The following is a 17590-nucleotide window of genomic DNA, read 5'->3' on the forward strand; positions in this document are numbered from 1 at the left end:
TCAATAATAGTGTATGATACATAGTATAGAACGTATAGTATGGTAAGAATGGAGGTGCAAAATGAGTAATTTACTTAATTCATTACTGACAGAGCTTAGACGAGGAACATTGACATTAGCTGTTTTAAGTCAATTACGAACACCACAATATGGCTATTCACTGGTCCAGCTATTGGAAGAATCGGGAATCGTAATCGATCAAAGCACCTTATATCCATTGTTGAGAAGATTAGAAAAACAGGAGTTAGTCATGAGTCATTGGGATACATCTGAGAGCAGGCCCCGTAAGTATTATGTTTTGAGTGAATTCGGTGTAGAAATCTTTTTGCAGTTAAAAAAAGAATGGATAAAAAATTCAAAACAACTATTTGAATTATTAAAAGGAGAGGATGAAGATGAAACTGATTGAGATTTATATTCAAGAAGTAACAAGGAGGATACCTGAAAAAAGTCGTGAGGATATTGGACTTGAGTTGCGGTCAACGATTGAGGATATGCTGCCGGATGACTATACGGAGGCGGATGTGAAATCTGTATTAGAAAAACTAGGAAATCCAGCGATTTTAGCCAGCAGTTATCGAGATGAACCAATGCACCTCATTGGTCCCCGTTATTTTGATGTGTATGTAACGTTATTAAAAATGATCCTCCCCATTGCGGTTGTCATTTCATTGATCTCGATGATTGCGGATAATTTCTTTAGTTATTCTGGTGAGGAAGCGGTATTGAATGTGGTTCTTACTATTATTGGTGAAGGAATCTGGAATATAATTAGTGTAGGTATCCAAGTCTTTTTCTGGCTAACAGTCGTTTTCGCCATCATTGAGAGAACCGATCAAAAAAATGATGATAAACCACTAACTATTTTCTTTGAAAAATGGACCCCTGATGACTTGAAAAACATTCCCGATATATCAAAGCAAAATTCAATCTCAAAGTTTGAAGTGTTTGGAAGCTTAATGTGGACGGCGATTTGGGCATCGGTTTATTTTTATGCCAATCATCTTTTGGGGGTTTACGAAGGAAATGGAAACGGAGAAGGACTTGTCTTCATAACTCCTGCGCTAAATCAAGAAGTTTTAAACCATTATTGGCCAATCGTTGTTGTTGTCATCGGGTTAGAAATCGTGTTGGCACTCTATAAAACATTTAAATGGCGCTGGACGAAAAAAATGGCCATTTTCAATACCGTGGTAGAGCTAGTGGGCACCATCGTATTTATTGTCATTTTTATGAATCCCAACCTGCTGCTGCCTCCATTCACAACGTACATGGGTGATTTATTTTCGATCAGCGCTGAGGACTTTAAAGTATGGTTTATTTCGGGAATCATCACAATCTTCATTGTATCCACAGTCATCTCCATCTTTGACGGCTGGCGCAAATCTAGAATTCGCTAATTCATTTTCTATCTTCCGAGAGCTCTTTTTGAGTTCTCGGAAGATGAATCTGGATAATTACTCTACTTTAAGCAAATCCTTCAAAGCCATTTACTTTAATTGTTTATACAGTTACTGTAATCTCCAGTACCCATTCATCATTTCAAAAAATTTATTTTGCTTCGTTTTGGTCAGGTTGACTAAAAATAGACCTTCTCCCCTATTTTTCAGTACCTTTTCAGCTGGTCCAGTCCCAATTGGTGAACAAAATACCAGCTTTGTTCCAGATAATTCGAGTGTTTGGCACCGAGCATTTAAATTTGAATCGATGTATTCCTCTCCCGTTTTAAGATTAAAGAGTTTGCTCCATGATTCTACCGCTTGTTCTAAATTTTGCATCACAAATCCCACAGTTTCAAATGTAGGATTTAATGAGGACTGATCCAATAATTGTACAGAACGTTCCTCATCTGATTTTTCCCATTGAATAAAAAATGGCAGTCTTAACTCATCAGATGGGTTTTCAACGAATAGCAATGACCAACGAATTTCTACACCGTCGGTTCGGACTCGGTTTCCGGGTAATGGACCATAAATGGTCAGCCCTTCTCCCTTTAGCTTATTGGCTAACTTCTCAATATTGTCTGTGCGAATGGCAATGGTCGCTGGACCTTCCCGACCTTCCCTGGCTAATTGCTCCACAATTTGTACGACTAGCCGATTGTCCTCGTGTTCTTTTGCAATGGCTAGATCTTCAATTCCTAAAAACTCGATATAGCTTAAACCGAAATAAGCAAGTGTATTATAGGTGCCCCAATTTTTGTGTCGCCCGCCAGGAACTGCGTGTATTCCCGCTTGATGAAGTAGAGGAATGGCAGCTTCTGGTTGCTTAGAAAAACAAACTAAGTGATCAAAAGATAATCTCATTGCGAACTCCTTTCTAAGTGGTTTGTATCCATGCGTTTTTTTTGTATTATTATGATAATAACAAGTATCCTTCTATATTAATAGAAATAAAATAAGCAGTAGTGTCTTTTGTTGAGGCACTACTGCTGCTTTTGTATGCTATCAACTATTTTTTTCAATGCTTAGTATCTCATTTACCGTTGTTTTCATTGAATGTATTACTGTTTTTTTGTAGCGGACTGCGATGATAAGGACTCGAATTTGTTGGGTTCGGGAGAGTTTTTTAAAACGGGGTTCTTGTTTTAGAAAAGAGCGAACGATAGTCCAACTAGTGGGCATTAATGGAAAGTCATCCAGTGGTTGTTTTCTGCGAAAACGATAAAACCATGATGATATTTTGGAGGAACTGCTTCTATCGATAATACACGGAGCATAAATGTTTTTTGTATGTTTTTTCAGCGATTCAAAACGATCCTGCCCACTGACAATAACGTAATGATCATCTTTTCGGTTTGGTTTGACCACCAAAACAAACATACAATCCCACATTAGACGTTGAAGTTTCTTGATACGCTCGGTTATTTTGACAGTTAGATCAGGCTTGATTTTCTCTAGCGGGATATACTGAATCGTAAATTTCATGTTCAGACCCTCCTTATGAATGAAGATCCCTCTTTGGAAATCACTGAAAGTCTTTTTAAAAATATATGTATAAGTTTCAATCGTATTACATAAGCAAGTTATTATGTTTTTTTGACTAATGTAACGAAACGGCTCTTCCATTTAGAATGCAGTCATAATGAAGCGTTCATAATGTCCGATTCTGCTCTTTCAAGAATTAAACGGTCATTATGAGGTGTTCATAATGCCCGATTCTGCTCTTTCACGAATTAAACAGTCATTATAAGGTGTTCATTAATGCCCGAATCATCTCTTTCACGAGTTAAACGGTCATTATAAGGTGTTCATAATGCCCGAATCATCTCTTTCACGAGTTAAACGGTCATTATAAGGCGTTCATAATGCCCGAATCATCTCTTTCATGAATTAAACGGTCATTATGAGGCGTTCATAATGCCAAAACCTTCTGTTTCACGAGTTAAACGGTCGTTATAAAACGATCATATTTCCCGAAACCTCTCCCCATTATGGTCAGCAGTCATTATGAAAACAAGAAGAGTCTGAAACCTTAAGATTGATAAGGAGTTCAGACTCAAAAAACAGACTCTCTTCTATTCGAACAACGGACTAACCGCTTTTTCATTATGAATACGGTCAATCGCCTCTGCGAGCAATGGCGCAACAGATAATGACGTGATTTTGGGTAACATTTTTTCTTTCGGCAGCTCAATCGTGTTCGTTATCACCAATTCTTGAATCGGTGATGCTTCAATTTTTTCGATTGATTGTCCGGTGAACACTGGATGAGTGCAGCCGGCATAAATGGATTTTGCGCCGTTTTCGGCTAAAGCCTTTGCTGCAGATGTAAGGGTTGTTGCAGTATCAATTAAATCATCGATAATAATTACATTTTTCCCTTCAACATTCCCAATCACATTAATCGTTTCTTCCTTATTGTCTTCCAGGTTTCTTTTATCAATTAGGGCGATTGGAGCATGTAAAATGCTAGCCATTTTTCTTGCTCTCCCAATACTTCCGTTATGAGGCGCAACAATCACCATATCCTCTAATCCTTTATCAGCAAAATACTGGGTAAGGATTGGAACCCCGATGAGATGGTCAACCGGGATATCAAAGAACCCTTGAAGCTGCGGAGTATGCAGGTCCATCGTCAGAACTCTGCTTGCACCTGCTGCTTCTAAAAGATTAGCTACGAGTTTCGCAGTAATTGGTTCCCTTGAACGTGCCTTTCGGTCTTGCCGCCCGTAACCATAGTAAGGAATGACAACATTAATGACACTGGCGGATGCTCTCTTTAAGGCATCAATCATAATGAGAAGCTCTAAAATATTATCATTAACCGGGTATGAGGTGGATTGAACAACATAGACCTCACTACCGCGAACACTTTCATCAATTCGAATTTGAATTTCTCCATCACTAAATTGCGTGACCGTACATTTACCTAACTCACAACCCAAAAGTTCGGCCATTTCTGTTGCTAACTTTTGATTGGAATTCAAAGAAAACATTTTAAATCGATTTTTTAAATGATAACTCACCTTAAAGCCTCCACACATTTTGGATTTCAGCAGCTAGTAGCGTGTTCAAATCTAATTACTCTTATATTTTACTATATTAAATCATACAGTGGTAGGAAATATACGAAATCGACAAAATCTAGATCGTGCCTGTCACCGGTCGCGATGGACGATATAGTTCATCAATTGTTTTAAAAAGGTAGTCTTTGTTGGCAACTGTTGCAGGGTTTCGATGGCTAAACAGTAATGTTCCCACATTCTTTTACTAGCATTATCAACTCCAAGGATGGAAACAAAGGTTGTATTGTTGTTGGTCGAATCTTTGCCAATTTCTTTCCCCAATATACTTTGTTCTCCTTCTACATCTAACAAATCATCCTTAATCTGAAAGGCAACCCCGGCATGATGGGCAAATTTTTTCAAAGCTTCGATTTCAGACTCCTTTTCATGAGCGAGGATGGCAGGCATGACCAGAGCAGCTTCGAAGGCAATTCCGGTTTTATAAAAGCACATTGAATTTAATTGTTCCAGAGTCAATGGCTTGCCTTTGGAATTCAAATCCATCGCCTGCCCCTGACACATTACCTCGGTCACTTTCGCTGAATATTGAATTAAACGGAGGACTGTTTTTGCATCAAAACCATCTAGTGATGCTTGTTCCTCAATTGCCTTCTGTGTCAGAAACAATCCCGTTAATTCCGCCACCGCACTGTTATAGACGCGATGTAAAGTCGGTTGTCCTCTTCGAATCGAGGCATTATCCTGGGATGGGAGATCATCAAAGATCAGTGAGGCAGTGTGCATATATTCCAATGATCTCAGCAGTGGCACGATCGCCTCCTGATTTAATCGATATTCATAAACGGCCATTACCCAAGTAATGATGGGACGCAACCGTTTCCCGCCAATCTGCAGGCTGTAATTAGCCGCATCAATGATAGGTTGCGCTAACAGATGATCATTTTGCTTTTTCGGAATGTCTAAAATATTGTTAATCTGATTTCGGACAGATTTTATCGTCTCCAAAAATTCCTCCTGCTCCATACGATCCTTTTTAAAGGTAGCGATCATATGGTCGCGAAGGAGTTTATCAAAGAAATCTACATCATCCGCTTTTTTTACCATTTGTTGAACAACACGGTCAAGTGCAGGGATTCCTGAAGCAAACAAATCCATTACTTTACGGTATTGGTCTAAACCTGCTCGTTTCTTGAAACGCTTAAGACCATTAATAACCCGGTCGAGGATGACCTCACGTGTTTTTGGATCGGAGTGATATACATGATGGATCAGGTGAGAAATAACCGTCCAATATAATTCAAATGGGTTAATGAGATCCTTTCGCTGGTGATGATATTTCAAATAATAGGTATAAGGGGTAACGGCGCCATCCTCGCTATCCGCAAACATATCTGCAAAATCATCCGCCAACTGATTATAAATTCCATAATAGAAGGTTCGGTGGTCGAAGCCCTTATCCTCAGTTGCACCAATGACCGAACGGACAATCAATCGAGAAGAGGAAGATTTTAAGATGATTGGGATATAAAGCTCCTCATTGGTGTAACTTGGATTAGAAAGTTCCTTGATACGATCGACCTCCTGAGATTGAAAAAACACATAGGATTGCTCCATAAATGCTTGCATCGTCTCTGGCAGCTGATGGCCCTTTATGTACTCAAAGGCCTCTCGAAGTTCTGAATGAATGTACTGAATCAAGTCCAGGTTATTTTGAGCCCACTCCCCTAATTCCGGTACAGTTCCGGTCATCAGTGTATTTCGAATCATATCAGAATGATGCTTTTTCTCATTGTCGGATAGAACGTTAGCATCGAGAATATCATCAATAAAGGGATAAGTTAGGCCGTAGGAATAGCCTAGTCTGATCGCTTCATCCAGCTTTTGGCTTCGGCCATCAGGTGATAGGTTTTCATCCATTTCCTCGATCACGTTCATGAGGACACCAGCAATGATTTTGATCAACTTCCGCTTCGCTTGCTCAGCATCCATTCCTTCGGGAAGATGGGAAGAAACCGTCTTTAGTTTTTCGAACAGCCAAATGATCGTCGTTTCAATGCCTTCTTTCTGGGCCCATCGATAAATGCGGTCCATGCTGAAGTCAAACAGATGATCCGACGAGTTTGATCGAGTAAGCTGTCCTTTTAAACTTTCGATGACGGTTCGGATTCTATTCTGTGTATCAGGCTCGTCCAGTGCTTTACCTAAATCTCGCATGAACAAATAGGATACACTTCGGTCCAAATAATCATCCAGTTTGCCGGCGGAATCTAACCAGCGAATATAACTGTTATAGTTTTTGGAATCAGGCTCACTCTTGCTAAAAAGGGACAAGAGTGGGTGCTGGATATGGTTTTGTTTCCATGATTGTATATCCTTTATTAAGGATGGAACAAAACTCTTTTCTAAGACTTGTTGTTCCAGTATTTTGAAATAATCGGCAGCTCTCTGCTCAGCCTTCCGGTAACAAGTATCCGTATTTACATATAACTCAGTATTCTTACTATCCATATCGTACCTCAATTAGCATATTTGCACTTCACTTACTATATTACTAGATTTGCCATAGTGAGCAAGCAGAAAGAAAATCACCTTCGTTCAATCCACTTTTTTGCGGTTTAATCTGAAAAAATTTGTTGTTCGCCGTTTCGGATGGTCCAAGCATCGCATTTAATAAAGTAATTGGACCGTGTGGGGGTAATGGAATGATGGCAAAAAAGAAAAACAATATCTTAAATGATTTGAACCGTATTTCCTTGAATTTAAAAGAAAGTGCCAACTACTTTGCTGATTATAAAATGAATAATATTAGTGATCTTAAAGTATTTTCAGGGCAGTTGAAGGAATATGAATTACATGGAGATAACCTGGTACATGATCTGATTGTCGAACTCAATAATGTATTCATCACTCCGATTGAACGAGAAGATATTTTAGCACTTGTAATTAGTATGGATGATATTTTGGACGGTTTATACCATACGGCTGAACTATTTGATATGTATTCCATGGTAGAAACGGATGATTATATGCGGCAATTTGTGGCTGCCATTAAAAATTGTGCAGACGAAATTGTTATCGCAATTGAACTGCTTTCAACCAAGAAGCTGCTCAATATGAGAGAGCATGCGATGAAAATTAAGGAAATTGAATCTGATTGTGACCACATTCTTCGTGAATCCATCAAACAATTATTTGCGGTTGAAACAGATCCTATTCGGATCATTAAATATAAACAAGTCTATGAAGGATTGGAAGAAGTAGCTGATTGCTGTAAAGCTGTGGCGAATACTTTTGAAACAATCATAATGAAGAATGCCTGACAGGAGAAAAGGACTTATCAAAAGGTAGAAAGAATCTTCTACCTTTTTTTACTATTTTGTTAAGCATAAAATTAACACGAATAAATATAATTAGCCGAAGACATTTAGGGTAAAACATAGAGTTATTTTTATAGTGGTAGGCATTATTTCCTAAGGGAGTATCGACGCATTTACTTTTAGGCTTAATCTTCTAAAATACAAAAAGGAGGTTGTGTATCATGTTCAAAAGAGTGATCATCCTTGTTTTACTCTCATCATTTTTAGTAGGTTTGCTTTTCTTTAAGTCTCATTTTTCTGAGCCAGTTAACAATCTCAGCAAAACCGATGATTCATCAGAATTCATAACGCATGAATATAGGATTACAAAAATTGAAAACAATCAGTACCACGGAGTGAATGAAGAAGGAAAAGAAATTATTTTTTCGGCAAAAACCATCTCTACTAGCGAAACCACAATCCAAGTCGACGATGAGGTTATTTGTTATTTTGAAAAAGGAAACATTGGCAAGGGAATTGTAAAAGTGGAAAAGAAGGAAAAATAAATAAACTAATCGGAAGCTTCTTCCGATTAGTGACGACAATTCTATTACGTGGAGCAATTTTTTTGGACGAAATCCGAGAAATATAGCCTTCGATAAAATAATATGACCAAAAATAAGTTAGTGATAAAGAATGGAATATGTAATGGGACATGAAACAAAACCCAGTCAAAGAACTTTGGATAAAAGTAAAAGGCAATAAAAAATTGAAAATTGTAATAGCCAATAATGGCCGTTATGTAAGTGATTAGTTCTTTTAGTAACAGATTCTCTTCTCCGGATTCATCATCGGTATACATATCTCTTCCCGACGATTCCATAAATCTTTTATAGACAGGTGCTGTCAATAGAGTCAAACAAATGATGCTAGGAATGGTAATGACTTTTGGTAACACAAAATTTGACTCTTGTTCTGCTAGTTCTATAGTAAAATCAAGATAACCATAGGTAATTAAGTGAATGATAACACTACGGAAGCGCAGCTCCCATACGATTAATTTATTTTTCATGATGATCGTTCCTTCAATACTAGAATATTCCACTTAATTACGATGGTCAAAAAATGGGGATATTTTCTTGGATTTTCATTGTTGCTCTCTCCTTGTTGACTAGTAAAAATGAAGTAGTACTTATGTATTGGTACTTTAGTAAGTATATGATGAAATACCATTTTTTTCTATTGGTAATTTAGTCCAAGTCAAAAAAAGATAAGTCCTATAAGAGACTTATCTTTTTTGGGGGTTCTCATCTAAAATTTCTTAAATAGTAACACGGCGTTATGTCCTCCAAAGCCAAATCCGTTGGACATCGCCACCTCTACCTTCCTCTCAATCGCTTCGTTTGGAACATAATCGAGATCACACTCTTGATCAGGCTGTTCAAAGTTAATCGTTGGAGGAATGATGTCCTCTAATATACTTTTCAGGGTGATAATTGCCTCTACTCCTCCAGCAGCACCAAAAAGATGACCCGTCATGGATTTAGTGGAACTTACTTTTAATTGATAGGCATGATCATGAAAAACACTTTTAATGGCTTTCGTCTCAGATTTGTCTCCTTCTGGAGTACTCGTGCCATGAGCATTAATGTAGTCAACAGCTTCAGGCTGAATCTTTGCCATCTCAAGCGCAAGTTTCATCGCTCTTTCTGCCCCGTGAAAATCAGGAGAGGTTATGTGATAGGCATCGGTTGTAGAACCATAGCCGATGATCTCTCCTAAAATATTTGCACCTCTTTTAATGGCATGTTCATATTCCTCAAGGAATAAGATACCAGATCCCTCGGACATCACAAACCCATCTCGTTGAGAATCAAATGGTCGGCTGGCTTTCTCGGGTTCGTTATTGGAAGTGGACATGGCTTTCATTTTTGAAAATCCTGCATAGGCCAAAGGGTTGATGGGTGCCTCCGTCCCACCTGCGAGAATTCCATCCAAATAGCCATGGCGAATTTGCAGGAAGGCTTCTCCTATTGCGTGATTCCCGGTGGCACAAGCCGAAGTTGGAGAAAAACTAGATCCTTTAAATCCTGTCTTAATCGCCACGATACCAGCTGCCATATTGCTGATCATCATTGGTACCATAAAGGGAGATACTCTTTTGGAACCTTTCTCTAAAAAAGTTTTATGATTGGTTAAAACCGTATCCAGTCCGCCAATTCCTGAGCCGATATAAACGCCAAATCGATGAGGATCCATGCCGTTCATATCAAAATTTGCTTGCTTCAATGCTTGGTTAGCCGCAGCATAAGCATATTGGATAAATAAATCATATTTCCCTAGTTCTTTTTGATCAAAATATTCCGATGGGTTAAAATCCTCGATACATCCCCCAATTTTCGTTGGAATATCATCATAACCCTCAAATTCAACTTTCCTAATCCCGGATTTTCCTAGCTTAATATTATTCCAAAATGTTTCGACGTCATTTCCTAAAGGTGTTACCGCACCATATCCTGTTACGACTACTCTTCTATACACAGCAAAATCCTCCTAAAAAGTTTAGCGATTAATCGCTTTTTCACCTTTTAATGTCATGCAGGTTGAGCTAGCTTTCGCAACCAATGATTCATTCACATCATAGATGGAGCAATCAATAAGCCCGATCGTATTCCCCTTTTTAACAACATGGGCATGGGCTTTTAAGGTCGTTTTCCACACTGGTTTCAAATAATTGATTTTTAACTCTACGGTTGTAAAAGTTTCTCCTTCGTCCAATAATGATGCGAAAGCAACACCCATGGCAGCATCTGCCAAATCGCAAAGAATTCCTCCATGAACAGTTCCCATAGGATTGAAATGATCCTCGCGCGTTTCTAATTCAAATACCGCTTCACCGCTTTTTATCTCGATTAATTGAAACCCAATGAGCTTCGCCACTGGTGGAATGGGAATATTCTTTTTGTCATTTAAGATAATCTCTTTCTCCATCTTCATTTTCCTCTCCTCAACTTCAACATAAGACCAATCGGTCCTTTTTTGTATAAAAAAATTATCGAAAAAGTATTGAGTTTATTTGCTCCAGTATCATATCTAAATATCTTTTATCTTTGTATAATCGGCTAAAAACCAATGCGCCTTCCATGGAAGATAAAATAAACACAGACATTTGCTCTGCATCGACTTGGTTGTCAATTTCCTTTTGATTTTTTCCAAATTCAATCATCGCTTTAATCAAGCTTATTAATCCTGAAAACCCTTCCCTTACGGAGTCCTCAATGACAATATTGGCATCGTCTGCTTCAATGGCTGCATTCATTAAGGGACAGCCCCCATTGATAATTTCATCATTATACAAGGTCAAAAAAATAGAAGTAAAGGCCTGGAATTGCTCTTTTGCTGTTTTTTGGGCTTTAATGGCATTCAAATAATTCTCTTTCAATGTCTCAACTAAATGAGAAAATGAAGCCTTTGCCAAATCTTCCTTACTTTCAAAATGATTATAAATACCTCCCTTTTTTAATCCGGTGGCGGTCATGATTTCCGAAATCGAGGTGGATTTATAACCGAAAGTATTGAATAGGGTTGATGATCGCTCAATAATGTGCTTTTTGGTGCGTTCTCCTTTATTCATCGTAAGCCTCCTAGTTAAAAAGGAACAATCGGTCTCTTTTATTTATATGTCATTAGCTATAGTTTTGTCAACAATCTTCATTTTTCAAAAAAAGAACTAACCGCGTGGATTAGTTCTTTTGAATATTATTGATTGGCTTTTTTTACCCACTCAGCAACGGTGACAGTACGTTTTGCTTGATGTTTAACGGCTGCTTGAACATCTTCAATCATTTTTCCATCTTGACCTACAGTTACACTTGTTCCGTATGGGTTACCTCCTGCACCAAATGTTACAGGGTCTGTATATCCAGGTGAGGCAACGAGGGCTCCCCAATGATGCATGGTGGTATAAAGGGACAATATTGTTGCCTCCTGACCACCATGAGAGTTCTGAGCTGAAGTCATCGCACTTACTACTTTATTTACTAATTTCCCATTGAACCAAAGACCGCCTGTCGTATCTAAGAATTGTTTCATTTGAGATGGCATATTACCAAACCGAGTAGGCACGCTGAAAATTATCGCATCTGCCCATTCTAAGTCACTCAATGTAACCTCAGGTACATCCTTGGTTGCTTCAACATGGGCTTTCCAAACTGGATTTCCTTCGATGGCTGATTGTGGAGCGAGCTCAGGTACTTTTAATACTTTTACTTCTGCCCCTACTTCTTTTGCTCCTTCTTCCGCCCATTTCGAAAGTTGATAGTTGGTTCCGCCCATGCTGTAATAGATAACGGCTAATTTTACATTTGTCATTTTTACTTGCTCCTTTTTGTTTATTTTCCAGATTATTTAAAACTCTACATTTTAATACAAGTTCTATTGTTTCTTTCATTGTTGTTCTATATTCAAGGAGATTAATAATTTTCGATTCAAAAAAATTAGCTGCCAAAATGGCAGCTAATTTGATGAATTATTTTTCTAAACTTTTTTCTAAAAGGTTGGCATAGGTTTCCCCGCCAAGCTTCGTTAGGTGGACGCCGTCCCCTACAAAGTATTCTGCATGACCAGCACTGGCACTATACCAATCAATAAGGACGGTATTGGGGAGAGTATCCACCACCTCTTTTAAGGTTTGGTTCACCGTACTTTCCCATGGCCTCGGAACACGGCAATTGACTAAAAATACTTTCTTCCCCTCTAATCCTTCAATCACACTGATCAACTCGTTTTTAGGAAAAGGTCCATTCGTGCCGATTTGTAAGATGATCTTTTCCCCTAGTTGATTATTTCCCTTTAAATGTTGGATGACTTCAGGAACTTCAGACATTTGCCGCCCAACACGATAATCACTGATCATGTCGGGATAGAAGTTTTTTAAAAAAGGAATAACATCATGAATAATCGAATCACCGATGATCGTAACAGAGACTGGTTCTGGTGCAGGGGGAGGTTTGGCTGTTTTTTCTTGGTCCTCTGTCCCTTTTTGTTCTCCTGCTTCGAGAGATGCTTTTTTCAACAGTTCGATTTCATTGATAGGTTCGGCAGCTACTGGAGCGACAGCAGAGATGGTTGTGGAAGGTGCTTTGGTTACAAAAGACACCATGACGACGATACTAAATACGATCATCGCTGCGCTGCTTCCTAAGACAATTCTCCTATAAAATAATGGGAGACCTTTCAATAAGGTGATGAACTTTCCTGTCCGAATCGGAACCTCGACAAATCGATAGGATATAGCTGACAAGATTAGTGTTGCTATGATTTGGATCGTGACCCTCCAGATATTGATTCCGTCAGTATTTACGATCGGAGTGGTTAGAATAATGATTGGATAATGCCATAAATAAATCCCGTAGGAACGCACACCAATCCAGCGAAGAGGTTTGAAGCTTAACGCTTTTCCTAGGATGCTTGCTGGATGCGCAATGGCTGCAACTGTTACCATAGTCAGAATCGATAGAATGAACATACCTCCACGATAGAGGAACGAACTATATTGTGATGTAAGAAAGAACATCACCACCATGAGCAATAACCCCGAGGCCCCAACCGTTTCTAAGACAATACTAGCTTGCTTTGGTAAAGATCTCGATAACCTTTGACTTGGCCAAACAAAGGCAAGGGCTGCCCCTAGAAGGAGTGAGTATGCTCTTGTATCCGTCCCATAGTAAACACGAGATGGATCTGTTCCAGGTATGTAGAGAAACGCCATTAAACCAGCAGAGAGGATGACTCCTAACAGAATAGCTAAGACACGAAAACGATTCTTTTTGAAAAGGGTAAAAACAAGGATCACCAGCACTGGCCAAGTAAGATAAAATTGTTCTTCAATCGCTAGCGACCATATATGAGTTAGCGGTGAAGGTGCTCCAAATGTACTAAAGTAAGAATAATCATGGAAAATGTACCACCAATTAGAAAAATATAGAAGTGACGGCAAAAGATCTGCCTTGATTTTATCCAATGTCGAATGATTGGTGAATGTCACCCATGCGGTGATAAAGAAGATCATCACAATCAATGCAGGAGCTAATCGGCGAAAACGACGTATCATAAAAGGAATAAAAAGTATTTTATTCTTTTGATTCCATTCGTCAATAAGGATGTCCGTGATCAAGTAGCCTGATAATACAAAGAAAACCGTTACACCTAAAAAACCCCCAGGTATCCACGGGAAATTCAGATGGTAAAGCATGACACCGATGACGGCAATCGCCCGGAGCCCATCCATTCCCAGCATGTATCTACGTTTATCTCTACTTGGGACTAACCAAATGGATCTCCTCCCCTCTGTTTTTTGGTGTAGGATTTATTGCTTTTAATCATTATTATAATGAATATAGTTTATAAGTTTGACAAAAATCTTAATTTCTTTTTTGACATATCTCGACAATTAGAGTTTTTTCAAAATAAAAGAACCCAATTCCTAATGGAATCAGGTTCATCATTTGAAATGGAATATACTATTTCACTATAAACACAGGGCATGATGCTTTTTGGACTACATAGTGGCTGACGCTTCCCAGGAACAGCTCCTTCAAACCGCTTAATCCTCTGCTTCCCATGACGATAAGATCTCCATCATTTTGCTTGACGAAATCAATGATGATATGACCTGGGTCCCCATCCAAAATAAAGGATCTTGTTTTATTGGGGATTTTGGCTAATTCTTGCTCCACTTCATCGCGAATCTTTTTGAATTGTTCATCTTGTGCTTCTCGGTTACCAGGGATGGCATAACCATATGCGTAAAGGATAGGTTTTTCTGGCTGCATGACCATGACGACGTATAATTGAATGACTTCATCTTGTTTTGCCAAATTCATTGCCATCTTTAAGGCCTTTTTACTTAATTCCGAATCATCATACGCTACTACGATTCTAGAATAATCTGTTAACATGATTGTCATCCTCTCTATAAAACGAATATCTTTCTACTATCATTATACGCCTGGTGCTTATCGTGAGAGCCTTGAGATTATGACAACTTTGTTATAGATTCCGTTTAAGGATGCATCACCATTGATTGCAGGTGTATTCAGTAAAGGCGATCATGTCCTTCAGTTTGATGACCTTTCCATCATCTAAAATCGCCTTTTGGGTAAAGGCTGGATGACTTTGGTGAAATAAAAACTTTCATCTAGTTCATTAAACATCTAATAAGCTATTATATTATTAATAAAATGATTTATCGGGAAGGAATGAACTCCAATGAAACCAATAATCGGCGTAACGGCTCCACTGATTCAAGGCAAGGTGACTCTCGACCAGGATGTGGCGAATTCCATCCTTTTGGCCGGAGGAATCCCGTATATACTTCCATATACACAGGATTCCACCACCTTGGATGAAGTAATTTCAAAAATGGATGGGCTACTATTAAGTGGCGGCGTGGATATTGATCCAACTCTTTTTGGAGAGGAGCCGATTCCAGGCTTAGGGGAAATTATGCCAGAAAGAGATGCACTGGAATCAGCCCTGATAATAAGGTCACTAAAGTTAGACCTTCCCATCTTGGCGATATGCCGAGGTATTCAAATGCTGAATGTGGCGGCGGGTGGAAATATGTATCAAGATATTTACAATCAAAAAAGTAATCTCTTGCAGCACTCGCAACGAGCCACGCGGACTCATTTATCCCATTTTGTCCAAATAAAGAAGGACTCACTATTGCACTCCATTACGGGAACAGACAATTTTAAGGTAAATAGTTTCCACCATCAAGCGGTAAAAGATCCTGCGCCGGGTTTTATCATTAGTGCTATTTCAAGTGATGGAGTGGTCGAGGCAATCGAAAGCCAGCAGCATAAATATGTCGTTGGCGTTCAATGGCATCCTGAATTCTTAACAACGATTGATGAAGTTTCAAAGAAGATTTTTGAATCATTTGTTCATGCTTCAATTGTGACCCTGAATGATTAATAAGTATCCCGCCAATCTTATTGATTAGCGGGATTTATTTTTCATGACTGAAGCTGGCGGTTATTTAGTACAAATTGACTTACATACATACGATGGTAAAATCCTTTGTTTTGCAGAAGTTCTTCATGTGTCCCCATTTCAATAATTTGTCCGTTTTGAATCACGAGTATTTTATCCGCACTTTCGATGGTTTTTAGACGGTGAGCGATGACAAAGCTGGTACGTCCTTTCGTTAGATGGTTGATTCCACGTTGAATTTCCACTTCTGTTCTTGTATCGATACTCGAAGTGGCTTCATCGAGAATGAGAATATCGGTATCCGCAAGAATCGCCCGCGCAATCGCGATCAGTTGGCGCTGTCCCTGACTTAAATTCGAACCGCCCGATGCTAGCTTCGTTCGATAGCCACTTGGCAAATGCTTGATAAAATGATGAGCGGAGGCCATTTTTGCCGCCTGAATCACTTCTTCATCGCTTGCTTCAAGACGGCCATAACGAATATTTTCCATAATTGTCTCGGAAAACAAGAAAGTATCTTGGAGAACAATGCCGATTTTTTTTCGTAAATTTTGGATTTTATAATCGGTAATATTCCGGCCATCGATGGTAATTTCACCAGCGCTCATATCATAAAACCTCATTAATAAATTGATAATCGTTGTTTTCCCTGATCCGGTAGGACCGACTAAGGCAATTTTTTCTCCAGCCCTTGCTTGAAAATCAATGTTTTTCAAAATCGGCTTTTTACTTTCATAGCTGAAGTCAACTTTTGAAAATTTCACTTCTCCTTTAAAAGAATCAACCGTTAGGCAATCATTTCGATCGACGATATCAGGGGTTTCGTCCATGACTTCAAATACTCGCTCCGCACCTGCGATCGCTGACTGAAAAATATTAATGAGGCTTGAAAGCTGGTTGATCGGACGGAAAAATTGTCGAGAATAAGTTACAAAGGCAGCAATGACCCCAACTGTCGTCATTCCATGAACCGCCATCACCGCCCCCACCCCAATCACTAAGCCTAAACCGATATTATTAATAAAGTTATTGGTTGGGCCGACAAAACCAGAGGCAATATCGGCACTCATCGCTGAATGGCGCAATCTTTCATTGACTTCAGAGAATTTTTCAATCATCTTGTCTTCTTTGCCAAAAAGTGTGACAACTTCATTTCCGGAAATCGTTTCTTGGACAAAGCCATTGAGTTCTCCCAAATCCCGTTGTCGTTTGATAAAATAACTACTGCTATATTTAATGATTTTCTTCGTCGTAAACATCATTAATGGCAGAATCAGTAATGTGACGATTGCGAGGATCCAATTGAGTGAAAACATCGCAATCGTAACACCTGTTGCCATTAATATTGTGGAGATGATTTGAACAACACTTTGACTAAGCGCACTATTTAAACTGTCTAAATCATTAGTTACCCGGCTCATCAAATCCCCGTGAGAACGCTTATCGAAAAACTTTAACGATAAGGTGTGGAACTTTACAAATAGATCCTGACGTAAATGGCGGATCGTTTGCAGTGAAACTCTTACCATCATGAAGGTTTGAAGCCAGGTAAACAAGGCAACAGCCGAATAAATTAAAGCTAGAACCACGAGAAGTCGAAATGTCCCAGCTAAATCTTTTGGAATGATATATTTATCGACAATGATACCGATTAAATAAGGTCCGGCAAGACTTAACAAAGTGGTGAAGATGACAAAAATAATCGAAGCAATCAATGTCTGCTTTTGCTTCTCCATATACTGCCAAATCCGTTTCAGGGTTCCTTTGCGATCCTTCGCTTTTTCAACGGGTCCTTTGAACCCATGTGGGCCACGGGCACGATTCATAA

17 protein-coding genes are annotated in these 17590 nt (G+C 38.9%); 5 read left to right on the forward strand and 12 right to left on the reverse strand.

Annotation, left to right across the window (positions count from 1 at the left end; genetic code table 11):
* Positions 1 to 61: 61 nt before the first annotated feature.
* Positions 62 to 409 (forward strand): PadR family transcriptional regulator, encoded by a 348-nt coding sequence (locus tag ACWM35_RS09475; RefSeq protein ID WP_454817662.1) that lies wholly within the window; start codon positions 62 to 64, stop codon positions 407 to 409.
* On the forward strand, positions 396 to 1400 hold the full coding sequence (locus ACWM35_RS09480; RefSeq protein ID WP_454817664.1) for a hypothetical protein: 1005 nt from the start codon (positions 396 to 398) through the stop codon (positions 1398 to 1400). Before ACWM35_RS09475 ends, ACWM35_RS09480 begins: the two co-directional genes overlap by 14 nt.
* Before the next feature lie 111 nt (positions 1401 to 1511).
* Here the strand turns inward: ACWM35_RS09480 and ACWM35_RS09485 are convergent, their stop codons facing one another.
* The 4 genes from ACWM35_RS09485 to ACWM35_RS09500 all read right to left on the reverse strand — a co-directional run bounded on the left by ACWM35_RS09485 (position 1512) and on the right by ACWM35_RS09500 (position 6976).
* Positions 1512 to 2306 carry a VOC family protein gene (locus tag ACWM35_RS09485; protein ID WP_454817666.1) on the reverse strand — a complete coding sequence of 265 codons (795 nt, stop codon included), beginning with the start codon at positions 2304 to 2306 and terminating at the stop codon, positions 1512 to 1514.
* Between the two features lie 141 nt (positions 2307 to 2447).
* A complete protein-coding gene (locus ACWM35_RS09490; RefSeq protein ID WP_454817668.1) occupies positions 2448 to 2927 on the reverse strand; it encodes a hypothetical protein in 480 nt (159 codons plus the stop codon).
* A 590-nt stretch (positions 2928 to 3517) separates the two neighbouring features.
* Entirely contained in the window at positions 3518 to 4486 is a 969-nt protein-coding gene (locus tag ACWM35_RS09495) for a ribose-phosphate diphosphokinase (protein ID WP_454817670.1), read from the reverse strand.
* Positions 4487 to 4600: 114 nt separating this feature from the next.
* Positions 4601 to 6976, reverse strand: a complete 2376-nt coding sequence (locus tag ACWM35_RS09500; RefSeq protein ID WP_454817673.1) for a polyprenyl synthetase family protein — start codon at positions 6974 to 6976, stop codon at positions 4601 to 4603.
* A gap of 194 nt (positions 6977 to 7170) precedes the next feature.
* Here ACWM35_RS09500 and ACWM35_RS09505 point away from each other — a divergent pair, with 194 nt between their 5' ends.
* Both ACWM35_RS09505 and ACWM35_RS09510 read left to right on the forward strand, forming a co-directional pair.
* Positions 7171 to 7788, forward strand: coding sequence for a DUF47 domain-containing protein (locus ACWM35_RS09505; protein WP_454817675.1), 618 nt, complete (start codon positions 7171 to 7173; stop codon positions 7786 to 7788).
* Between the two features lie 218 nt (positions 7789 to 8006).
* The gene (locus tag ACWM35_RS09510; RefSeq protein WP_454817677.1) at positions 8007 to 8330 is read left to right on the forward strand and encodes a hypothetical protein; all 324 of its coding nucleotides are present in this window, start codon (positions 8007 to 8009) and stop codon (positions 8328 to 8330) included.
* A 44-nt stretch (positions 8331 to 8374) separates the two neighbouring features.
* Here ACWM35_RS09510 and ACWM35_RS09515 read toward each other — a convergent pair whose 3' ends face one another.
* The 7 genes from ACWM35_RS09515 to ACWM35_RS09545 form a co-directional block, all read right to left on the reverse strand.
* A complete protein-coding gene (locus ACWM35_RS09515) occupies positions 8375 to 8836 on the reverse strand; it encodes a hypothetical protein (RefSeq protein WP_454817679.1) in 462 nt (153 codons plus the stop codon).
* A gap of 239 nt (positions 8837 to 9075) precedes the next feature.
* Complete coding sequence (gene fabF, locus ACWM35_RS09520; RefSeq protein WP_454817681.1) at positions 9076 to 10305, reverse strand: beta-ketoacyl-ACP synthase II; 1230 nt, start codon at positions 10303 to 10305, stop codon at positions 9076 to 9078.
* A 21-nt stretch (positions 10306 to 10326) separates the two neighbouring features.
* Positions 10327 to 10761: a PaaI family thioesterase gene (locus tag ACWM35_RS09525; protein WP_454817683.1), complete on the reverse strand. Its 435-nt coding sequence runs from the start codon at positions 10759 to 10761 to the stop codon at positions 10327 to 10329.
* 55 nt (positions 10762 to 10816) lie between these two features.
* The gene (locus ACWM35_RS09530) at positions 10817 to 11398 is read right to left on the reverse strand and encodes a TetR/AcrR family transcriptional regulator (protein WP_454817685.1); all 582 of its coding nucleotides are present in this window, start codon (positions 11396 to 11398) and stop codon (positions 10817 to 10819) included.
* 125 nt (positions 11399 to 11523) lie between these two features.
* Positions 11524 to 12135 carry an NAD(P)H:quinone oxidoreductase gene (wrbA, locus tag ACWM35_RS09535; protein WP_454817687.1) on the reverse strand — a complete coding sequence of 204 codons (612 nt, stop codon included), beginning with the start codon at positions 12133 to 12135 and terminating at the stop codon, positions 11524 to 11526.
* Positions 12136 to 12292: 157 nt separating this feature from the next.
* Positions 12293 to 14062, reverse strand: a complete 1770-nt coding sequence (locus ACWM35_RS09540) for an acyltransferase family protein (RefSeq protein WP_454817689.1) — start codon at positions 14060 to 14062, stop codon at positions 12293 to 12295.
* A gap of 223 nt (positions 14063 to 14285) precedes the next feature.
* A complete protein-coding gene (locus ACWM35_RS09545) occupies positions 14286 to 14723 on the reverse strand; it encodes a universal stress protein (protein ID WP_454817691.1) in 438 nt (145 codons plus the stop codon).
* 310 nt (positions 14724 to 15033) lie between these two features.
* Between ACWM35_RS09545 and ACWM35_RS09550 the strand changes: the two genes are divergently transcribed.
* The gene (locus tag ACWM35_RS09550; RefSeq protein WP_454817693.1) at positions 15034 to 15744 is read left to right on the forward strand and encodes a gamma-glutamyl-gamma-aminobutyrate hydrolase family protein; all 711 of its coding nucleotides are present in this window, start codon (positions 15034 to 15036) and stop codon (positions 15742 to 15744) included.
* Positions 15745 to 15785: 41 nt separating this feature from the next.
* On the opposite strand, the gene ACWM35_RS09555 is transcribed toward ACWM35_RS09550, so the two are convergent.
* The gene (locus tag ACWM35_RS09555) at positions 15786 to 17588 is read right to left on the reverse strand and encodes an ABC transporter ATP-binding protein (RefSeq protein WP_454818164.1); all 1803 of its coding nucleotides are present in this window, start codon (positions 17586 to 17588) and stop codon (positions 15786 to 15788) included.
* Positions 17589 to 17590: the final 2 nt, after the last annotated feature.

This window comes from Neobacillus sp. K501 (assembly GCF_053749995.1).